General features: G+C 67.2%; 15 protein-coding genes and 1 riboswitch. Of the genes, 5 read left to right on the top strand and 10 right to left on the bottom strand.

Annotated features, from left to right (window positions below; translation table 11 throughout):
• Nucleotides 1–3 precede the first annotated feature (3 nt).
• A complete protein-coding gene (locus SRAH_RS04060; RefSeq protein WP_045476113.1) occupies nucleotides 4–1,170 on the top strand; it encodes a cupin domain-containing protein in 1,167 nt (388 codons plus the stop codon).
• 616 nt (nucleotides 1,171–1,786) lie between these two features.
• Here SRAH_RS04060 and argA read toward each other — a convergent pair.
• Complete coding sequence (argA, locus tag SRAH_RS04050) at nucleotides 1,787–3,136, bottom strand: amino-acid N-acetyltransferase (protein WP_029462073.1); 1,350 nt, start codon at nucleotides 3,134–3,136, stop codon at nucleotides 1,787–1,789.
• Between the two features lie 192 nt (nucleotides 3,137–3,328).
• Here argA and hrpA point away from each other — a divergent pair, with 192 nt between their 5' ends.
• Nucleotides 3,329–7,543 (top strand): ATP-dependent RNA helicase HrpA, encoded by a 4,215-nt coding sequence (hrpA, locus tag SRAH_RS04045; protein WP_029462072.1) that lies wholly within the window; start codon nucleotides 3,329–3,331, stop codon nucleotides 7,541–7,543.
• Nucleotides 7,544–7,582: 39 nt separating this feature from the next.
• On the opposite strand, the gene SRAH_RS04040 is transcribed toward hrpA, so the two are convergent.
• Genes SRAH_RS04040 through lptF form a run of 5 tightly spaced genes read right to left on the bottom strand, consistent with a single transcriptional unit; the run spans nucleotide 7,583 to nucleotide 12,360 of the window.
• A complete protein-coding gene (locus SRAH_RS04040) occupies nucleotides 7,583–8,782 on the bottom strand; it encodes a pyridoxal phosphate-dependent aminotransferase (RefSeq protein ID WP_029462071.1) in 1,200 nt (399 codons plus the stop codon).
• A gap of 8 nt (nucleotides 8,783–8,790) precedes the next feature.
• Nucleotides 8,791–9,735, bottom strand: a complete 945-nt coding sequence (locus SRAH_RS04035; RefSeq protein ID WP_029462070.1) for a CysB family HTH-type transcriptional regulator — start codon at nucleotides 9,733–9,735, stop codon at nucleotides 8,791–8,793.
• A complete protein-coding gene (locus SRAH_RS04030) occupies nucleotides 9,732–10,100 on the bottom strand; it encodes a sirohydrochlorin chelatase (protein ID WP_029462069.1) in 369 nt (122 codons plus the stop codon). Before SRAH_RS04030 ends, SRAH_RS04035 begins: the two co-directional genes overlap by 4 nt.
• Nucleotides 10,101–10,135: 35 nt before the next feature.
• Nucleotides 10,136–11,254 (bottom strand): LPS export ABC transporter permease LptG, encoded by a 1,119-nt coding sequence (gene lptG, locus SRAH_RS04025; RefSeq protein ID WP_029462068.1) that lies wholly within the window; start codon nucleotides 11,252–11,254, stop codon nucleotides 10,136–10,138.
• Nucleotides 11,251–12,360: an LPS export ABC transporter permease LptF gene (gene lptF / locus SRAH_RS04020; protein WP_029462067.1), complete on the bottom strand. Its 1,110-nt coding sequence runs from the start codon at nucleotides 12,358–12,360 to the stop codon at nucleotides 11,251–11,253. Before lptF ends, lptG begins: the two co-directional genes overlap by 4 nt.
• A 27-nt stretch (nucleotides 12,361–12,387) precedes the next feature.
• On the opposite strand from lptF, the gene SRAH_RS04015 reads away from it, so the two are divergent.
• Together SRAH_RS04015 and SRAH_RS04010 are read left to right on the top strand one after the other, a co-directional pair.
• Complete coding sequence (locus SRAH_RS04015; protein ID WP_029462066.1) at nucleotides 12,388–13,908, top strand: leucyl aminopeptidase; 1,521 nt, start codon at nucleotides 12,388–12,390, stop codon at nucleotides 13,906–13,908.
• A gap of 64 nt (nucleotides 13,909–13,972) precedes the next feature.
• The gene (locus SRAH_RS04010) at nucleotides 13,973–14,431 is read left to right on the top strand and encodes a DNA polymerase III subunit chi (RefSeq protein ID WP_029462065.1); all 459 of its coding nucleotides are present in this window, start codon (nucleotides 13,973–13,975) and stop codon (nucleotides 14,429–14,431) included.
• Nucleotides 14,432–14,479: 48 nt separating this feature from the next.
• Here SRAH_RS04010 and SRAH_RS04005 read toward each other — a convergent pair whose 3' ends face one another.
• The 4 genes from SRAH_RS04005 to SRAH_RS03990 form a co-directional block, all read right to left on the bottom strand.
• Nucleotides 14,480–14,899 (bottom strand): SWIB/MDM2 domain-containing protein, encoded by a 420-nt coding sequence (locus tag SRAH_RS04005; protein ID WP_029462064.1) that lies wholly within the window; start codon nucleotides 14,897–14,899, stop codon nucleotides 14,480–14,482.
• 152 nt (nucleotides 14,900–15,051) lie between these two features.
• On the bottom strand, nucleotides 15,052–15,882 hold the full coding sequence (locus tag SRAH_RS04000; RefSeq protein WP_029462063.1) for a sulfite exporter TauE/SafE family protein: 831 nt from the start codon (nucleotides 15,880–15,882) through the stop codon (nucleotides 15,052–15,054).
• Nucleotides 15,883–16,249: 367 nt separating this feature from the next.
• Nucleotides 16,250–16,594, bottom strand: a complete 345-nt coding sequence (locus SRAH_RS03995; protein WP_029462062.1) for a cell division protein ZapA — start codon at nucleotides 16,592–16,594, stop codon at nucleotides 16,250–16,252.
• 11 nt (nucleotides 16,595–16,605) lie between these two features.
• Nucleotides 16,606–16,824, bottom strand: coding sequence for a hypothetical protein (locus SRAH_RS03990; RefSeq protein ID WP_029462061.1), 219 nt, complete (start codon nucleotides 16,822–16,824; stop codon nucleotides 16,606–16,608).
• Between the two features lie 49 nt (nucleotides 16,825–16,873).
• A riboswitch (cobalamin riboswitch) is annotated at nucleotides 16,874–17,129 on the top strand.
• Nucleotides 17,130–17,208: 79 nt separating this feature from the next.
• Here SRAH_RS03990 and SRAH_RS03985 point away from each other — a divergent pair.
• On the top strand, nucleotides 17,209–19,059 hold the full coding sequence (locus SRAH_RS03985) for a TonB-dependent receptor domain-containing protein (protein WP_029462060.1): 1,851 nt from the start codon (nucleotides 17,209–17,211) through the stop codon (nucleotides 19,057–19,059).
• Nucleotides 19,060–19,065 lie beyond the last annotated feature (6 nt).

Genomic DNA, 19,065 nt, shown 5'->3' with positions numbered 1-19,065 from the left:
CCCATGACTTTGCACCCTCAAAACCCGCACGCGGCCACCGCGCCCGATGCTCCCACGCCCTTGCTCGGGGGGCTGACGCCACAGCAGTTCATGCGCCGCCATTGGCAAAAAAAACCGCTGCTGATTCGCCAAGCCATCCCCGGCTTTGCCCCGTTGCTTGAGCGCTCCGAGCTGTTTGCGCTGGCGCAGTCGGCGCAGGTGGAGTCGCGCCTGATCGTGCGCCAGGGCGAGGACTGGAGCCTGGCCCAAGGCCCCTTCGAGCGCCGCCAACTGCCGCCGCTCAAGCAAGCCGCCTGGACGCTGCTGGTGCAGGGGGTGGACTTGCACCACGACGCCGTGCACCAGTTGCTGCAGCGCTTTCGCTTCGTGCCCGACGCAAGGCTGGACGATCTGATGATCTCCTGGGCCAGTGAGGGCGGTGGCGTGGGGCCGCATTTCGACAGCTACGATGTATTTTTGCTGCAAGCCAGCGGACGGCGGCGCTGGCGCATCGGGCGCCAGAAAGATTTGAGCCTGCAGCCCGACAAGCCGCTGAAAATTTTGCAGCATTTCGAGCCCGAGCAAGAGTGGGTGCTGGAGCCCGGCGACATGCTCTACCTGCCGCCGCAGTGGGCGCACGATGGGGTAGCGCTCGATGGCGGCTGCATGACCTATTCGGTGGGTTTTCGGGTGCCCCAGCGCGGTGGGCTGGCGGCCGAGCTGGTGCAGCGTCTGGCCGATGAATGCGCCGACGAGCGCCTGTACCGCGACCGCAACCAGGCTGCCACGGCCACACCCGCCGCCGTGCCCGAGGCCTTGGTCGACTTTGCCCGCGACGCGCTCAAGCGCCTGTTGCGCGACAAGGTGGGGCTGCGTCTGGCTCTGGGCGAGGTGTTGAGCGAGCCCAAGCCCTTGGTTTGCTTCAGCGCGCCGCAGCAGCCTTGGCAGCCCGGGGCGGTGGCATTGGACAAATGCACGCGCATGTTGTATGACGCGGAGCATGTGTACGTCAACGGCGAAGCCTGGTGCGCCAGTGGCAAGGATGCGCGTCTGCTGCACGAGCTGGCTGACCGGCGCGCCCTCAGTGCCGCGCAAGTGCGCCGCGCCAGTGCGCCGGTGCAAGAGCAGTTGGCCGAGTGGCAGCAGGCGGGTTGGCTGCACGTGCAGCCAGTGGCAGCAAGCACCGATTAAAAAGCTTGGGCAGAACCCTTGTGTGGCCCCATGTTGGCCAGTTTGTTGCTTTTTGGCAACAATGCATGGCCTTCCGGGGTAATTTTTTGCGTGCCTCAGCGGCTTTTTCTGCTTTGTATTATCATTAAGACTGCTAGGAAATTTTAGGGTTTACCCTTCGATTCCAGCCGCCAGTGGCTGCGCCTTGGGCTCGCAATGTGGGCTAGGTGTGTGCCGAGGCAAAAACCCAGATCGCCACCTCCTTCTAGTTGAAACCATATGAAAATCTCCGTCCTGCTCGCCGCCCTGTTCGCCGCCGCCGCCCTGACCGCTTGCGGCCCGCAAGCCACCCCGCCGGCTCCCGCACCTGCTCCGGCACCAGCACCGGCTCCTGAGCCAGCACCGGCTCCTGCTCCGGCACCGGCTCCTGAGCCAGCACCGGCCGCTCCTGCTGCCCCGGCTGATGCTGCAGCTCCTGCTGCTCCTGCCGCTCCTGCTGCCCCGGCTCGTTAATTCCCGAGCCCATTGGGTTGGCGCTGCCTGCAAGAGTGGCGCCAAAACAAACCGCCCTGCGTCAGCTGGGCGGTTTTTTTGCGTCCCGAGTGGGCCCTAGGGGCGCTACAGCGCCTACCGCCCATCAGTGCAGCCGCTTGACCAGCACCCGGCTGCGCCGGTCCCAGTTGTATTTGCGCTTGCGTGCCTCGGGCAGCCACTCGGCATCGACCGGCGCAAAGCCGCGCTTGATGAACCAGTGCATGGTGCGCGTGGTGAGCACAAAGAGGCTCTCTAGCCCCAGCAGGCGCGCGCGCTGCTCGATGCGCTTGAGCAGCTTTTCGCCGTCGCCCTGGCCCTGCGAGTGCGGTGAGACGGTGAGCGCGGCCATTTCGGCGGTCTTGGCCTCGGGGTAGGGGTAGAGCGCGGCGCAGCCAAAAATCACGCCGTCGTGCTCGATCAGGGTGTAGTTGGCGATGTCGCGCTCAATTTCGGTGCGGCTGCGCTTGACCAGGGTGCCGTCTTTTTCGAAAGGCTCGATCAGTTGCAGGATGCCGCCCACGTCGTCGGCGCTGGCTTCGCGCAGGCTTTCGAGCTTTTCATCGACCACCATGGTGCCGATGCCGTCGTGCACGTACACCTCCAGCAGCAGCGCCCCATCGACGGCAAAGGGCAAGATGTGGCTGCGCTCTACCCCGCCCTTGCAGGCGCGCACGCAGTATTGCAAATAAAAGCCGGTGTCGCTGGGTTGCAAGGCCGGGCCGCAAGCGGCCAAAATTTGCTCGGCCTGCGCCAGCGGCAGTTCGGTGTCGATCGGGTTGTCGGGGCTGGCCGCTTCGTGGGGCTGCACGCGGATGCCCGGCACCTCGGTGATGAACAGCAGCTTGTCGGCCTGCAAGGCAATGGCCACGCTGGTGGCCACTTCCTCCATGTTCAGGTTGAAGGCCTCGCCGGTGGGCGAGAAACCAAAGGGCGACAGCAGCACCATCGCCCCCATGTCGAGGGTGCGCATCAGCCCGGCCACATCGACCCGCCGCACCTGGCCGGTGTGCTGGAAGTCGATGCCATCGATCACCCCCACCGGCTGCGCGGTGATGAAGTTGCCCGAGAGCACGCGCACCGTGGCCCCGGCCATGGGGGTGTTGGGCAGGCCCTGGCTGAAGGCGGCCTCGATCTCGTAGCGCAACTGCCCGGCGGCCTCTTGGGCGCAGTCCAGCGCCACTTCGTCGGTGATGCGCATCCCCAGGTGGGTGCGCGATGGGTGCCCCTTGGCGCGCAACTGCTCGTTGACCTGCGGCCTGAAACCATGCACCAGCACGATGCGCACGCCCATGCTCTGAATGAGGGCCAAATCCTGCGCCAGATTGGGCAGCTTGCCCGCCGCTATGGCCTCGCCTGCAATGCCGACCACAAAGGTCTGGTTGCGAAACTTGTGGATATAGGGTGCCACCGAGCGAAACCAGGGCACGAAGGTGAAATTAAAGACCGTGGACATGGGCGGTTGAGGCTTGGGCGGCTGGGGCTGTAGGACGCGGGCAGTGAAACGCGGGCGGTGCAAGGGGCGGCGCTTGGGGCGGCTGGGCGCAAGCATACGCCAGCCAAGCATACGCCACAGCCCACATCCCAAGCCGAGGCCACTGCGGGGATAATCGGGCGGCCCCCATTTTGCACGTGAGCCGCCCGCGCCTTGATTATCGAGTTTCCCGAATCCCTGCCTGTAAGCGCCCAGCGCCAGGCGATCGAAGCCGCCTTGCGCGCGCACCAGGTGATCGTGGTGTGCGGCGAGACCGGTTCCGGCAAAACCACCCAGTTGCCCAAGATCGCGCTGGGCATGGGGCGCGGCCGCCTGCACGCCCGCCCGGGCGAGCGCGGGCGCTTGATCGGCCACACCCAGCCGCGCCGCATCGCCGCCAGTTCGGTGGCCAGCCGCATTGCGCAAGAGCTCGGCACGGCGCTGGGCGAGGTGGTGGGCTACAAGGTGCGCTTCCAGGACCGGCTCAGCCCCGGGGCCTCGATCAAGCTCATGACCGACGGCATTTTGCTGGCCGAAACCCAGACCGACCCGCTGCTGCAGGCCTACGACACGCTGATCATCGATGAGGCGCACGAGCGCAGCCTGAACATCGATTTTTTGCTCGGCTACCTGCGCCAGATTTTGCCGCGCCGGCCGGACCTGAAGGTGATCATCACCTCGGCCACCATCGACGCCGAGCGCTTTGCGCGCCACTTCGAGTCGGCCCAGGGGCCGGCGCCGGTGCTCAATGTGGAGGGCCGCAGCTTTGCGGTGGAGCAGCGCTACCGCCCCTTTGAGGAAAGCCGCGACTACGGCCTCAACGAAGCCATTGCCGACGCCGTGGACGAGCTCTGGCGCGGCGGCGCGCTGGCTGGCGACGTGCTGGTGTTTTTGCCCGGCGAGCGCGAAATCCGCGAATGCGCCGACCACCTGCGCCAGCACCTGAGCCACCAGCCGGTGCTGCGCCAGACCGAGGTGCTGCCGCTGTTTGCGCGCCTGAGCCAGGGCGAGCAAGAGCGCATCTTCCGGCCCAGCGGCGCGCGGCGCATCGTGCTGGCGACCAACGTGGCCGAAACCTCGCTCACCGTGCCCGGCATCCGTTACGTGATCGACTCGGGCCGGGCGCGCGTGAAACGCTACAGCCTGCGCAGCAAGGTCGAGCAGTTGCTGGTCGAGCCGATCAGCCAGGCGGCGGCCAACCAGCGCGCTGGGCGCTGTGGTCGGGTGGCCGACGGCGTCTGCATCCGCCTCTACGACGAGGCCGATTACCTGGCGCGGCCGCGCTTTGGCGACCCGGAGATTTTGCGCTCCTCGCTGGCGGCGGTGATTTTGCGCATGAAGTCGCTGCGGCTGGGGGCGGTGGAGGATTTTCCGTTTCTGGAGGCGCCCTCGCAGCGCGCCATTACCGACGGCTACCAGTTGCTGCAAGAGCTGGGCGCGCTCGACGAGGGTTTGCAACTCACGGCACTGGGCACCGAGCTGGCGCGCCTGCCACTGGACCCGCGCGTGGGGCGCATGATTCTGGAGGCGCGCGAGCGCCACGCGCTTGACGAGGTGCTGGTGCTGGCCAGCGCGCTCACGGTGCAGGATGTGCGCGACCGCCCCTTGCAGGCGCAGGCGCAGGCCGACCGGGCGCACGCCGCCTTCGACGACGACAAGAGCGAGTTCGTGGGCTACCTCAAGCTCTGGCGCTGGCTGGAGCAGGCGCGCAGCGGCAAACCCAGCGCGGCCGCAGCGCCCCCCGCTGAAAGCGCGGCGCTTGCGGTGGCTCCGTCGGCCCAGGCTGCTGGTGCTGGCGCCAGCAGGCCCCGTGGGCGCTCGGCTGGCCCCAGGCTGGCGGCGCGGCCCGATCAGGGCTTGGCCGATGCCGCAGGATTGGCTCTGGCTGCGCCGCAGCATAAGCCCAGCCAGCGCCAGTACGAGGCGCTGCTGCGCCAGCACTACCTGAACCCGCGCCGGGTGCGCGAGTGGCGCGACATCCACAGCCAGTTGCACACCGTGGTGGCCGAGCACGGCTGGAAGCTCAACACGGCCCCGGCCAGTTATGAGCAGTTGCACCTGGCGCTGCTGGCCGGGCTGCTCGGGCACGTGGGCTGCAAGCACGAGAGCGAGGCGCATTACCAGGGTGCGCGCGGCATTCGCTATTACCCGCATCCGGGCGCGCATTTAAGCAAAAAGCCGGGGCGCTGGATCGTGTGCGCCGAGCTGGTAGAGACCTCGCGCCTGTTTGGCCGTGGCATTGCCGCCATCGAGCCGCAGTGGCTGGAGCAGGTGGGCGCGCATTTGCTGAGCAAGCAGGTGCTCGATCCGCGCTGGGAGAAAAACGCCTGCCGGGTGGTGGCCTCCGAGCGCGCCACGCTCTACGGCTTGCTGATCTACAGCCAGCGCCGGGTCGATTACGCGCGCGTCGATCCCAGCGGGGCGCGCTCGATCTTTATCCGCCAGGCGCTGGTGGCGGCCTTGGAAGACGAGGTGTGGCCGCCCGATTTCGAGCGCCGCCTGCCGTTTTTGGCCGCCAACCGCCAGGTGCTGGCGCAGGTGCAGGCGCTAGAGCACAAGTCGCGCCGCCAGGATGTGCTGGTCGATGAGGAGCTGATCTACGCCTTCTACGACAGCCAGTTGCCGCCCGACATGAGCAGCGGGCAGGAGCTGGAGCGCTGGTACCGCGCCCAGGTGCGCCAGCAGCCCGATTTGCTGCGCCTCAAGCGCGAGGAGCTGATGCGGCACCAGGCCGCGGGCGTGACCAGCCTAGCCTTTCCGCCCACGTTGGCGCTCGGGGGCACCGAATGCGCCGCCAGCTACCTGCACCAGCCGGGCGATGCGCGCGACGGCCTGAGCGTGGCGCTGCCGATTTTTGTGCTCAACCAGGCCAGCGAGGAGCGCTGCGAATGGCTGGTTCCGGGCATGCTCAAAGACAAAATCAGCGCCCTGCTCAAGAGCCTGCCGCAAAAGCCGCGCGCGCGCCTGCTGCCGCTGGCCGAGACCGCCGAGCAACTGGCCACGGAGCTGTGCCAGCCCGGGCACTGGGCCCAAGGCAGTTTGATGGAGGCGCTGCTGGCGCGCGTGCGCACGCGCACCGGGCTGGATGTGAAGCGCAGCGACTTCAAGCTCGACATGCTGCCCGCGCACCACTTTATGCACCTGCGCGTGCTCGATGAACACGGGCGCCAGCTCGGCCAAGGGCGCAGCCTGGCCGCCCTCAAAGCCGAGCTGGGCGCACAAGCGCGTGGGGCCTTCCAGGCGCTGGCGGGCTTGCAACTGGCGGCGCGGGTGGGGGCAGGGGCAGGATCGGGTGCGGGTGCGGGTGCGGCAGTGGGCGTGGCGGCGGTGCCAGCTTCGCTGCCGCCTGCGGGGCGTTCTGCCGCCAGCCCAGCCGCTTCCGCGCCGCCGGCCCGCGCCCAGTCGGCCCAGCGTCCGCCGCCAGCCGCGCCAGGCACCCAAGGCCAATCTGCCCAAGCCGCCCAAGCCCAGTCAGCCCGGCGCAGCCAGCCCGCCGCTCCCAGCGCCCCCGCCGCCGCCCCAGCCCCCGCCCCCGCCGCCACCGAGCGCTACCGCGCCTGGACCTTTGGCGACTGGCCCGAGCTGATGGAGCTGGCCAGCGGCGGGCACACCGTGATCGGCTTTCCGGCCCTGCTCGACGCGGGCGATGCCGTGACCTTGGCGGTCTATGACGAGCCCGAGGCGGCGGCGCGCAAGCACCGCGCGGGGCTGCGGCGGCTGTTTGCGCTGCAACTGCGCGAGGCGCTCAAGCAACTGGAAAAAAGCCTGCCCGGCTTGCAGCAAATGGCGGTGTCGTACCTGGCGCTGGGCTCGCTGGAGGAGCTGCGTGGCCAGATCATCGAGGTGGCGCTGGAGCGCGCCTTCATGGCCGAGCCGTGGCCGCGCAACGCCGCCGAGTTCCAGCAGCGCCTGGATCAAGGGCGCGGCCGCCTGGGGCTGATCGCGCAGGAAGTGGCGCGCCAGGGGGCGGCCGTGCTGGTCGAATACGCCGCCGTGGTGCGCAAGCTCAAGGAGGGCAAGTTCGAGGCGCAGCCGCTGGCCGATGCCCGCGAGCAGTTGCAGCGCCTAGTGGGACCGCGTTTTCTGGCCGACACGCCGTGGGCGGCGCTGCAACACCTGCCACGCTACCTGAAGGCGATTTTTCTGCGGCTCGACAAGCTGCGCGCCGACCCGGCGCGCGACGCCGCGCACACGGCCACCGTGCGCGCCCAAGAGCAGCGCTATGCGCGCTTGCTGGCCGAGCGCAAGGGGGTGCCCGATGCGCGCCTGGACGAACTGCGCTGGCTGCTGGAGGAACTGCGCGTGAGCCTGTTTGCGCAGGAGCTGCGCACCCCGCAGCCGGTGAGCGTTAAGCGGCTGGACAAGCTCTGGGCGCAACTGGCGGCTTGAAGCCACCGCTGCCGCCGCCGCTGTCGCCGCCGCGGGCACTCACAAGCGCGCCAGCCGCTGCAGCGCCCCATCCAGCGTGGCCTCGCGCTTGGCAAAGCAAAAGCGGATCAGGCGCTGCTCGCGGCCGTCGCCGTAAAAGGCCGACAGCGGAATGGCGGCGACACCGATCGTGCGCGTCAGCCAGCGGCAGAACTCGGCCTCGGGCAAGTCGCGCTCGGGCACCGCCAAATGGGCGTAGCGCACACACTGAAAATAGGTGCCTTCGCAGGGCAGCAGCTCAAAGCGCGTGCGCGCCAGCCCAGCGCGAAAGCGGTCGCGCTTGGCGGCGTAAAACTCGGGCAACTGCAAGTAGGGAGCCGGATCCGCCAAATAGGCCGCCAGCGCGTGCTGCATCGGCGTATTCACGGTGAACACATTGAACTGGTGCACCTTGCGAAACTCGGTCATCAGCGGCGCCGGGGCCAGCACGCTGCCCACCTTCCAGCCCGTCACGTGCAAGGTCTTGCCAAAGCTGCTCACCACCAAGGCGCGCGCCGCCAAGCCAGGAAAGCGCGCCGCGCTCTGGTGCAATTGGCCATCAAACACCATGTGCTCATAGACCTCGTCGCTGATCAAGATCACCTCGGTCGGTGCCAGCAGCTCCTGCAAGCGCAGCATATCGGCGCGCGGCCAGACGCGGCCGCTGGGGTTGTGCGGGCTGTTGATGAGCAAGGCCCGGGTGCGTGGGCCGATGGCGGCGGCGATGGCGTCCAGGTCGGGCCCAAAATCGGCGCGCAGCGGCACCCGCACCGCCACGCCGCCCGCCAGTTCGATATTGGGCACGTAGCTGTCGTAGCAGGGGTCGAGCACGATCACCTCGTCGCCCGGCTGCACCACGGCCAAAATGGCGCTGAAAATGGCTTGCGTGGCCCCGGCGGTGACGGTGATTTCGCGCTCGGGGTCGTAGTGGCGGCCGTACAGCGCCTCGGTCTTGCGTGCCAGCGCCTGGCGCAAGGCGGGCACGCCGGCCATGGGCGGATACTGGTTGTGGCCGGCGCGCAGTGCGTCGTTCACCGCATCGAGCAGGCGCGCATCGCAGTCGAAATCGGGGAAGCCCTGGCCGAGGTTGACAGCTCCGCACTCGTTGGCCAGCGCCGACATCACGGTAAAAATGGTCGTGCCCACGGCGGGCAGGCGGCTGCGAACGGCCGGCGTGTGCGGGGCGGCGGCAGGCTCTGGACGGGGTTCGATGGCAGGCATGAGCGGGCTCACAGTTCAAAATCTGTGCCGCCGCCCAGCATGGCCTTGTTGATGAGCTCGCGCGACAGGCGCTCGCTCAAAAACTCGGCAAAGCGCAGCACGAACTGGCGCAAATAGGCCCCGCGCTTGAACGCCACCCGGCTCACGTTCTGGCCAAACAGATAGCCGACTGGACGCGCCACCAGATCCGGGCTGCGTTCATCGCCCTGCATGGCCATTTCTGCCACGATGCCCACCCCCAGCCCGAGCTTGACGTAGGTCTTGATGACGTCGGAGTCGATCGCATCGAGCACGATGTGGGGTTTGAGCTGGCGCTGGGCAAAGGCGGTGTCGATGCGGGTGCGGCCGGTGTAGGAGGGGTGGTAGGTGATCAGCGGCACCTGAGCCAAGTCTTCGAGTGCGATGCGCTCGCGTTCTAGCAGCGGGTGCCCCACGGGCAGCACCAGCGTGTGCTGCCAGTCGTAGCAGGGCAGGGTGATGAGCTCGGGGTGGTCGCTCAAGGCCTCGGTTGCGATGCCGATGTCGGCCACGTCGTCGAGCAGCATGCGCGCCACCTGCTCGGGCGCGCCCTGGTGCAGGCTGATCGAGACCTTGGGGTAGGCGTGGCGCAGCTTGGCCACCGCAGCCGGCAGCACGTAGCGCGCTTGGGTGTGGGTGGCGGCGATGCTGAGCGCGCCGCTGTCTTGGGCCGCGTACTGGGCCCCGATGCGTTTCAGGTTGTTGACCTCGCGCAGAATGATTTCGATGCTGCGCAGCACCTGCTGCCCCGGCTCGGTGACGCGCTTGATGCGCTTGCCGTGGCGGGCAAAAATGTCGATGCCGAGCTCGTCTTCAAGCTCCAAGATGGCCTTGGAGACGCCGGGTTGCGAGGTGTGCAGCGCCTTGGCCGCTTCGGTCAGGTTGAGGTTGCGGCGCACCGCCTCTTGGGCGAAACGGAACTGGTGCAGATTCATGGCGGGGATTCTGCCACGGCCAGTTCGGCCAGCAGCGCCAGCAAGCGCGGCTGCTCGGTGGGCGTGGGCAGCCACTCAAAGCGCACCGCCGGGTGCGATTGCTGCAGTTCCTCGGCCAGCAGCGGCAGGTCTTGTCTGGCGTGTTTGCCCAGGCCGAAAAACAAGGGCAGCACGCGCAGCGTGGTGGCCCCGGCGGCCACCAGTTCGGCGGCGGCTTCGGGCAGGCTGGGGCCGCACAGCTCCAAGTAGGCGCAGCGCACCGGGCTCTGCGGCGCCCGGGCGGCCACGGCCTGCGCCACCGCCTCGATGGGCCCGAACCACTGCGGGTCGCGCGAGCCGTGCGCCAATACGATCACACCCAACATAAGCTTGCATCCATTTGAATAAGGCCTTGGGCGCGCTAACGCCGCAACACCAGCCAGCCAAAGGCCCCCAGCGAGGCCACCGAATACAGCAGCGAGGGCGCGGCCGCCGCCAACCACGGTCGCCACGCCAGCAGGTTGCCGACGTAGCCAAACATATTGCTCAGCAACACGAAACTCAAGCCCAGCATGACGCCGGCAAAGACGTAGGCCGCCAGCCCTTTGGAGCGGAAATGCAGGTAGGCAAAGGGCAGCGCCAGCACCACCATCACCAGGCAGCTCAAGGGGAAAAACAGCTTGCGCCAGAGCTCGATTTCGTAGCGTTGGGTGGCCTGTTGGTTGGCTTGCAGGTGTTCGATGTAGCGGTACAGGCCCCAGGTGCTCATGCGATCGGGGCGCAGCAAGGCCACCGAAACCATGTCGGCGCTCAGGCCAGTGGGCCATTCCAAGCTGGGCAGTTGCTGCGCAATCAGGCGCGGCGGGCTGGCTTGGGTGTCGAACTGGTGCAGTTGCACCTGCTGCAAGGTCCACAGCCCACGCTCAGGCACCACGGTGGCGCGGGCAGCAGTCAGGGTGCGCGTGACCCGCCCCTCGGCGTCGAACTCAAACAGCCGCACGCCCAGCAAGCCTTGTGAGCCCTCCAGCGCCGCCACATTGACCGACACCTGATGCCCTTCGGTGCGTTCTTTGAGCCAGGCACCGGTCTGCCCGAGGCTCAGCGGGCCCTCATAAACCGCCTTCAGCCGCTGCGCCTGGCGATCGGTCCAGGGCGCCACATAATCGCCCAGCACGAAGGTGAGGGCCGCAAAGGCCGCGCCGAGCACCAGCATCTGCCGCAAGGCTCGGCCCGGCCCAAACCCGCTGGTGCGCAAAATGGTGAACTCGGAACTTTGCGCCAAGCGCACCAAGCCAAACACCGAGCCGATCAGCACCGCAATCGGCAGCAGCTCGTACAGGCGGCTGGGCAGCAACAAGCCCACATAGAGCAGGGCTTGCGCCAGGCCGTACTCGAGCGCCGGGTCGAGCGGCGAGCGCTGGCCGAGCGCGGGCAGCTCTTCGATCAGGTCAAAGAAGGCAAACAGCGCCAAAAAAGCCAGCGCCACAAAGCCAATCGCCCACAGCAGCTCGCCGTAGATCAGTTTGCGCAGCGTTCTCATGCGCGGGCTCCGCGCCACCCCAGCCGGGTCCAGTTCAGCTCCCAGCCCCAGTGCCGTTTGGCCAGCCAGAGCACGCAAGCGGCCCCCACGCCGCCGTGCAGGGCCAGCATAAAGGCCAAGGCGGAAACCTCGCCGGTGCCGATCCAGCGCTGCCCCATGGTCATCAGGTTGTAGTAAAAAATGAAGCCAAACAGCAGGAACAACACGTTGCCGCTTTTGTTGGCGCGCGGGTTGCTGGTGGCCAGCGCCAGCGCCATCAGCACAAAGTTGAACGCCGCCAGCGCCAGCCCGAGCCGCCACGCCAGCTCGCCTTGGTTGGCCGGGGTGGGGTCGGCGATCAGGGTCCAGGTGGGGCGCGACTTGAGCCCGTGCGCCACCCCGGCGGGCAGGGCCGGTTGGTCGAGCAGGATGCGGTAGCTGGCAAACTCACTCACCTGCACCTGGCCGGGCTGGTCCGGTCGATCGAAGAGCAGGCGCTGCCCATGGTTCACCTGCAGCCACTGCTGCTGCTTGATCGACTCAAGGTGCCCGCTGGCGGCGCTGATCAAGATGCGGCTGCCATCGGTTTCGGTGCTGTAGACAAAGATGTTGCGCGCCATGGTGGGCTGCTGTGGGTCTTGCTCGATGAAGAACACGCGCCGCCCGTCGGCGCTTTCCATGAACTGCCCAGCTTGCACCCGCTCAAGCGCGCCGCGTTGCTGAAAGCGGTCGCGCAACTGCTCGGCTTGCTGGTTGGCCCACGGCCAGACCAGCAGCACCATCAGGGCGATCACCGCCAGCACCGGCCAGGCAAAGTGGAACACCGGCCTCAGAAAAGCCGCCAGGCCACGGCCGCTGGAGTACCAGATCACCATTTCGCTCTCGCGGTGCATGCGCGTCAGCGTCGAGGCCACGGCAATGAACAGGGCGAGGGTGAGCACGATCGGCAGCCGGCCCACCACGGTGTAGGTCAGGACCAGCACAATTTCCTGCGGATTGACGCGGCCTTGGTCGGCTTGGCCGAGGGTGCGGATGAGCAGCATGGTGACGACGATCACCAGCAGCACCAGCAGCGTGGCGCCAAAACTGCGCGCCAGTTCACGGCGCAGGGAAGAATGGAATAACATCGTCAAATAACCACTTGAACCCCGATTATGGACTTTGAACTGAAATCGCTGCACTTGTCCCAGGTCGCCACCCAAGAAGCCGATGCGCTGATCGTGCTCTGGCCCGATGCGGCCGATGCGGTAACCGCCTCAGCGGCCCCAGACGACGCCCTGATGCGCTGGGCCACTGCGGCCGTGGCCGACGCCGACATCGACAAGGCAGTGGGCAGCCTGCTGCTGGCACACCGCCTGCCCGGGGTGCAGGCGCGCAAGGTGGCGCTGGTGCGCAGCGGCGACGCCAGCCCGGCCGCCACGCGCAAGGCGGTGCTGGCGGCGGTGGGTGCGCTCAAGCTCGGCAGCAACAAGCGCTTGTTGCTGTGGGCCGGTGAGGTCAGCGCCGGGGCGCTGGCGGCGCTGCTGCAAGCCACAGCCGATGCCAGCTACAGCTACACCACCACCAAATCCAAGGCGCAGCCGCGCAGCTTGCAACACGTGCTGGTCGGGGTGCACGACGCCACCGCCTTGCAAGGCGCCTTTGCCCAAGCCCGGGCCACGGTCAAGGCGGTGGAATGGGCCAAGGAGTGGGCCAACCGCCCCCCCAACCACGCCACCCCCACCTTGCTGGCCGAGGCGGCGCAGCAGTTGGCGCAGGGCAAGCGCTTGCAAGTCGAGGTGTTGGGCCCGCAAGACGTGACCAAGTTGGGCATGGGGGCCTATCTGGCGGTGGCCCAAGGCGCCGAGGAGCCGCTGCGCTTCATCGTGCTGCGCTACCAAGGCGCCCCCAAGGCCAGCGCGCCGGTGGTGCTGGTGGGTAAGGGCATTACTTTCGACACCGGGGGCATCAGCCTCAAGCCCGGCCCCGAGATGGACGAAATGAAGTTCGACATGAGCGGTGCCGCCGCCGTGCTGGGCACCTTCGTGGCGCTGGCCGAGCTGCAACCGGCGCTCAACGTGGTCGGGCTGGTGCCCTGCTGCGAAAACATGCCCGACGGGCGCGCCGTCAAGCCCGGCGATGTGGTCACCAGCCTGAGCGGGCAGACCATCGAAATCCTCAACACCGACGCCGAGGGGCGGCTGATTTTGTGCGACGCGCTCACCTACGCGGAGCGCTTCAAGCCGCGCGCCCTGATCGACGTGGCCACCCTCACCGGGGCTTGCGTGATTGCGCTGGGGAATCTGCGTGCCGGCCTCTACAGCAACCGCGACGAGTTGGCGCAGGCCTTGCAAGCGGCGGGCGATGCCACGCTCGACCCCTGCTGGCGCATGCCGCTTGACGACGAATACGAAGAAGGCCTGAAGTCCAACTTCGCCGACATGGCCAACATTGCTGGCCGCCCGGCCGGTTCGGTGACGGCGGCCAAGTTCCTGCAAAAATTCGTGGCCCCCGAGCAAGCGTGGGCGCACCTGGACATCGCTGGCGTGGCCTGGAAGGGCGGCGCAGCCAAGGGCGCCACCGGCCGCCCGGTGGCGCTGCTGCTGCAGTACCTGCTCGACGAGGCGGCGCGCATGGCCAAGGAATCGGCTCAGGCGCCCCAAGCCGCCGCAGGCGCCAAGCGGCGCAAGCGCTGATGGGGTTGCCAGTCAAGTCCACCCCGTGGTCGGCTGCTGAGGCCGCAACGGCCACGCTCGCGCGATGAACACGATTGCTTTTCACTTCAACGTGCCGACCCCGGTGGCTTACCTATGCCGCTTGTTGCGCAAGGCCACCCATGCCGGCCAGCGTGCGTGGGTCTTGTTGCCGCCGGCGCTGGCGCACGAGCTCGACGCCGCGCTTTGGACCTTTGCCCCAGAAGAGTTCATCGCCCACGCGCGCCACGCATCGACCAAGGCCGAAGAGTCGGGGCCGGGGGACTTGCCTGCGCACCTGTGGCAGCGCGCGCCGGTGGTGCTGTCGGACCAGTTGGTGCCGCAAGCCAGCGACTGGCCGCTGCTGATCAACCTGCTGGAGCCGGTGCCCGAGGGTTTCGAGCGCTTCCAGCGCCTGATCGAAATCGTGCCGCAGGACGAGGCACTCAAGCAAGCCGCACGACTGCGCTGGCGCCATTACAGCCAGCGCGGATTGGCGCTCCAGCACCACGACGCCGCTGCATGAAGGTGCGGCGGCAGGTGGGGCGCCGGGCTGCTGAGGGGGCTGGGCCGATCAGGACAGTTGCGTGCTGATCAGCTTGGTCATCTCAAACATCGACACCTGAGGCTTGTCGAAAATCGGCTTGAGCTTGGCGTCGGCGTTGATCATGCGCTTGTTGGCGGCGTCTTGCAGCTTGTGCTTTTTGATGTATTCCCACACCTTTTTGGTCACTTCGGTGCGCGGCATGGGTTTGCTGCCGATCACGGCAGCCAAGGCCGCGCTGGGGGTCATGGGCTTCATGAAGGCCGCGTTGGGGGTGCGCTTGGCGGGTGCAGCGGCAGCAGCAGGGGCGCTGGCCTTGGCGGCTGCCGCTTTGGGGGCGGCCGCTTTGGCAGGGGCTTTTGCAGCCGGCGCAGCGGCGCTGGGTGCTTGGGCGGCAGCGGCCTTTGTGGTGGGAGCCTTCGCAGCAGGAGCTTTTTTCGCAGTTGCCATTTGTTGAATCCTTCTGTGGGTTGGTCTTCGCTACGACAGCGGCATATTGCCATGCGCAGCGCCTTGGCATCCTAAACCCAAAGTGGGCCATTTGGCCGACACGAAGCGGTAATTTTTTTGTCATTGTGCGCGCTGCGGCAAGGCCGCTCGGCTCAGGCAGCGCGCAGGCCTTGGTAGAGCATGAACGCCGCCAGCGCGTAGAGCACCAGCGCAAACAGGCGCTTGAGGGGTTTGACCGGTAGCGCATGCGCCGCCCGTGCGCCCAATGGCGCGCCCAGCACGCTGGCCAGCGCAATCACCAACAGGGCGGGCAGAAAAATATAGCCCAAAGAGGCGTCGGGCAAGCCGGCCACCCTTTGCCCGGCCAGCGCATAGCCGGCTGAATTGGCCAGCGCGATCGGAAAGCCCAGTGCGGCGCTGGTGGCCACCGCCTGGTGCATGGTGACGTTGCACCAGACCAGAAACGGCACGCTGATGAAGCCGCCGCCCGCACCGACCAGGCCAGAGACAAAGCCGATCCCGCCACCTGCGGCCAACTGGCCCGTGGGGCCGGGCAGGGTGCGGCTGGCAGAAGGTTTTTTGTCGAGCCACATCTGGGTGGCTGAAAACGCCACGAAAATGGCAAACACCAAGGCCAAGGCTTGGCCACCCAAGGCGGCAAATACGCCCAAGCTGGCCAGCGCCGCACCCAGCACAATGCCGGGCGCCAGGCGGCGCACGATGTCCCAGCGCACCGCCCCGCGCCGGTGGTGCGCGCGCACGCTCGAAAGCGAGGTGAAGACGATGGTGGCCATGCCGGTGGCGATCGCCATTTTGACCGCCAAGCCGGCTTCGACGCCCTGGTTGGCGATGATGACCGTGAGAAACGGCACCAGCACCATGCCGCCCCCTATGCCCAGCAGCCCGGCCAGAAAGCCGCCGCAGAGCCCAAGGGCCAGCAGTTGCAGCACTAGGAGCGGATCGAGCGCAGCGAAGAAAGACAAGGGTGGTGGGGGTGGGGAGGGGCAGCCCGGCACAAGGCTGTCATGTGAAACTTAGGCGCGCCATAAAAAAGAGGTGTCTGCCGCCGGACCGGACCGGCATCCTGAACGGAGGGGTTCAGGTGGGCAAGGGCAGAGCAGCTTCGGGTTCATCTGACGCGAGACGATCACACCCACTGCACAATGTACCAAGCCCGGGCTCAGAGAGCATTGGTTCAAGGAAATATAAAGCCCGGCAACGGCGGCAGACAACTGCATTCTAGTCGCAAAAAACAGACCCGCCAAGGCTTCCGAGCGCCATCAAGGGCTTTGCCGCGGTGCAGCAGATTGGGTTGTTGCACCTGCTAGGCCTGTGGGCGGCTTGATGCGCTTAAAGCGGCCGATCGCCCTGCACCAGCGCCTGATCCAGGCGCTCGAGCAACTGCTGCAGGCGGTTTTCTTGCAGGCGATCTTGGGGGTCGGTCCATTCGCCCGCTTCGGTCTGGCCAAACGAGGTGTTGCGAAAGTTGCCCAGCTCCTTTTGGTGCAACTCATAGGCAATGTTGAGCGCGGCCAGCACGGCAATGCGGTCGCGCGCCTTCACCTTGCCGGCATCGCGGATGCGGCACATGGCGGCATCGACCTTGGTCACGGCGTCGCGCAGCGCCTCTTCGCCGTTGACGGGGCAGGCCAGCAGATAGCTCTGGGCCATGATCTGGACTTCGATTTGCTTGATGGGGGGCTGATTCATGGGCGGCCGTCGGCGGACTCGGAGGGCAGTTGCTCGATCAGGGCATCGAGGCGCTGGCGCACGGCCTGTGACTGCAGGCGCAGCGCATCGCGCTCTTGGCGCAGCGCCTCGACTTGCTGCTGCAAGGACTGGTTGGCACGCAGCAACTCCTCGTGGCGCAACAGCAGGCGGTTGACGCGCTCCGAAATGTGGTCGATACAGGTCTGGACGGGCATACAGCTTGCATTGTAGGCTGCCCGGGCCCGTTACTGCCCGGTTCACGCCCTTACAATGCCGACTGTTGGTGCTCGCTGCGCCTAGTCTGGCGCGGCGGTTAAACGGGAAGCAGGAGGGTTGCGGCCATTTAGGCCCAAACCCAACCTGCGCTGCCCCCGCAACGGTAAGTGGACGGGCTGGTTTCCATCTGGAGCCCAGCCCCGCTGCACGCCCCTATCAGCCACTGGATGCCCTGCGGGCAACCGGGAAGGCGGCGTCGGTCGTTTCCACCAGCCCGGATACCGGCCAACGGGGTGGTTCGCGCCTGCCAAAGGCGGCGAGCCGTTGCGCCCATGCGCTGCCGGGGATGGCGGCGCGGGCCTATCTGTGGTGTTTCAATTTTTATGAAAAAGTCTGAACTGCGCGCCCATGCGGCCGCAATTCCCGTGGCCGTTTTGGGCTTGGCGGGAGCATTGGGGGTGTCTGGTGCGGTGGCGCAGGGCACAGAACTGGAGGCGGTGGTGGTCACGGCCACGCGCACTCCGGTGCCGCCGGATCAGTTGGCGGCCCAGGTGGTGCTGATCGACCGGGCGGCCATCGAGCAGGCCCAAGGGGCAACCTTGGCCGGTTTGCTGCAACAAGCCGCCGGGGTGCAAATCAGCAGCAACGGCGGGCTGGGCAAGGCCTCAAACGTGTTCATCCGGGGCACCGAAGGGCGCCATGTGCTGCTGCTGATCGACGGCGTGCGCTACGGTTCCGCCACCTTGGGCACGCCGAATTGGGACAACCTGCCGCTGGCAGCGATCGAGCGCATCGAGGTGCTCAAAGGGCCGGCGGCGGCGCTCTACGGCAGCGATGCCGTCGGCGGCGTGGTGCAGATTTTTACCCGCCGTGGCCAAGAAGGGTTCCATCCCCACGCCGAGCTGGGCTTGGGTGCTTACGGGCGGCGCAGTGTGGCGCTGGGCGTGGCGGGCGGGCAGGGCGGTCTGAGCTACCGCTTCGGCGTTTCCAGCCTGCGGGAGGATGGGTTTTCGGCCACCAACCCGGCAGTGCCGTTTGGTTCGCACCACCCGGATGCCGACGGATTCGAGCAAGATGCGCTGGATGCCAGCGTGCGGCTGGCGCTCGCGCCCGGGTGGCAGTTATCGGCTCACGGTTTGCTGGCCAGCGGCGACAACGCCTTCGATTCCGGCTCTGGTGCCTTTGCGGTGCGGGGTTTGACAACCACCCGTGTGCTCGGGCTCGGGCTAGAGCGCACCTGGGCCGCTGGCGCGCGCACCCACTTGCACCTGAACCGCGCCGACGACCTCACGCGCAATTTTATGTCGGCAACCCGCACCTCGCACATCGACACCCGGCGCCAGCAGTGGACGCTGCAACACGACCAGCCGACCGGCTTGGGCACCCTGACGCTGGGCGCGGAACACACCCGCGAGCAGGTCAACAGCAGCACCGCTTTCACGGTGCGTGAACGCCGCATCGAGGGTGTATTTCTGGGTCTGCAAGGCAGCTCTGGGCCGCACGCCTGGCAGGCCAGTGCGCGGCGCGACGACAACTCGCAATTTGGTGCCGCCAACACCGGCTCGCTAGCCTATGCCTTTGAGTTTGCCGAAGGCTGGCGCGTGCGCGCCGCGCACGGCACCAGTTTCAAGGCCCCGAGCTTCAACCAGTTGTATTGGCCCGGGTTTGGCAATCCCACCACCCAGCCCGAGCGCGGTCGCTCCAGCGAGCTGGGGCTGAGCTACGCATTTGGCAGCCAGTCGCTGCAACTGACCCGTTTCGAGCAGCGCATCCGCGGCTTCATCACCGCAGCCCCGACGGTGGCCAACCTGCCGCAGGTGCAGATCGACGGCTGGAACCTGGTCTGGCAAGGCAGCGCGGGCGACTGGCGCTGGCGCTCCGACCTGGAATTGCTGGAGGCGCGCAACCGCACCCCGGGGGCCAACTTCGAGCGCCAACTGCCGCGCCGCGCCGAGCAACAGTTGACGCTGAGCCTGGAGCGGGCTTGGGGCGACGCCTGGTGGTTTGGGGCCCACGCCCTGCTGGTGGGCGAGCGCTTCGACGACGCCGCCAACACCCAGCGCTTGCCGGGCTACGGCAAGCTCGACCTAAGCGCCGAGCACCAGTTGTCTAGCGACTGGCGGCTGCAACTGCGCCTGAACAACGTGGGTGACAAGCGCTACGAAACGGCGCTGGGCTACAACCAGCCCGGGCGCGCGCTCTTTGCCGGCCTGACGTGGCAGCCGCAGCGCTGAAAGCCA

The organism is Serpentinimonas barnesii, assembly GCF_000696225.1.
Classification (GTDB): domain Bacteria; phylum Pseudomonadota; class Gammaproteobacteria; order Burkholderiales; family Burkholderiaceae_C; genus Serpentinimonas; species Serpentinimonas barnesii.
Note: the sequence above shows the minus strand (reverse complement) of the source record. Positions and strands in the feature narration are given on the sequence as shown.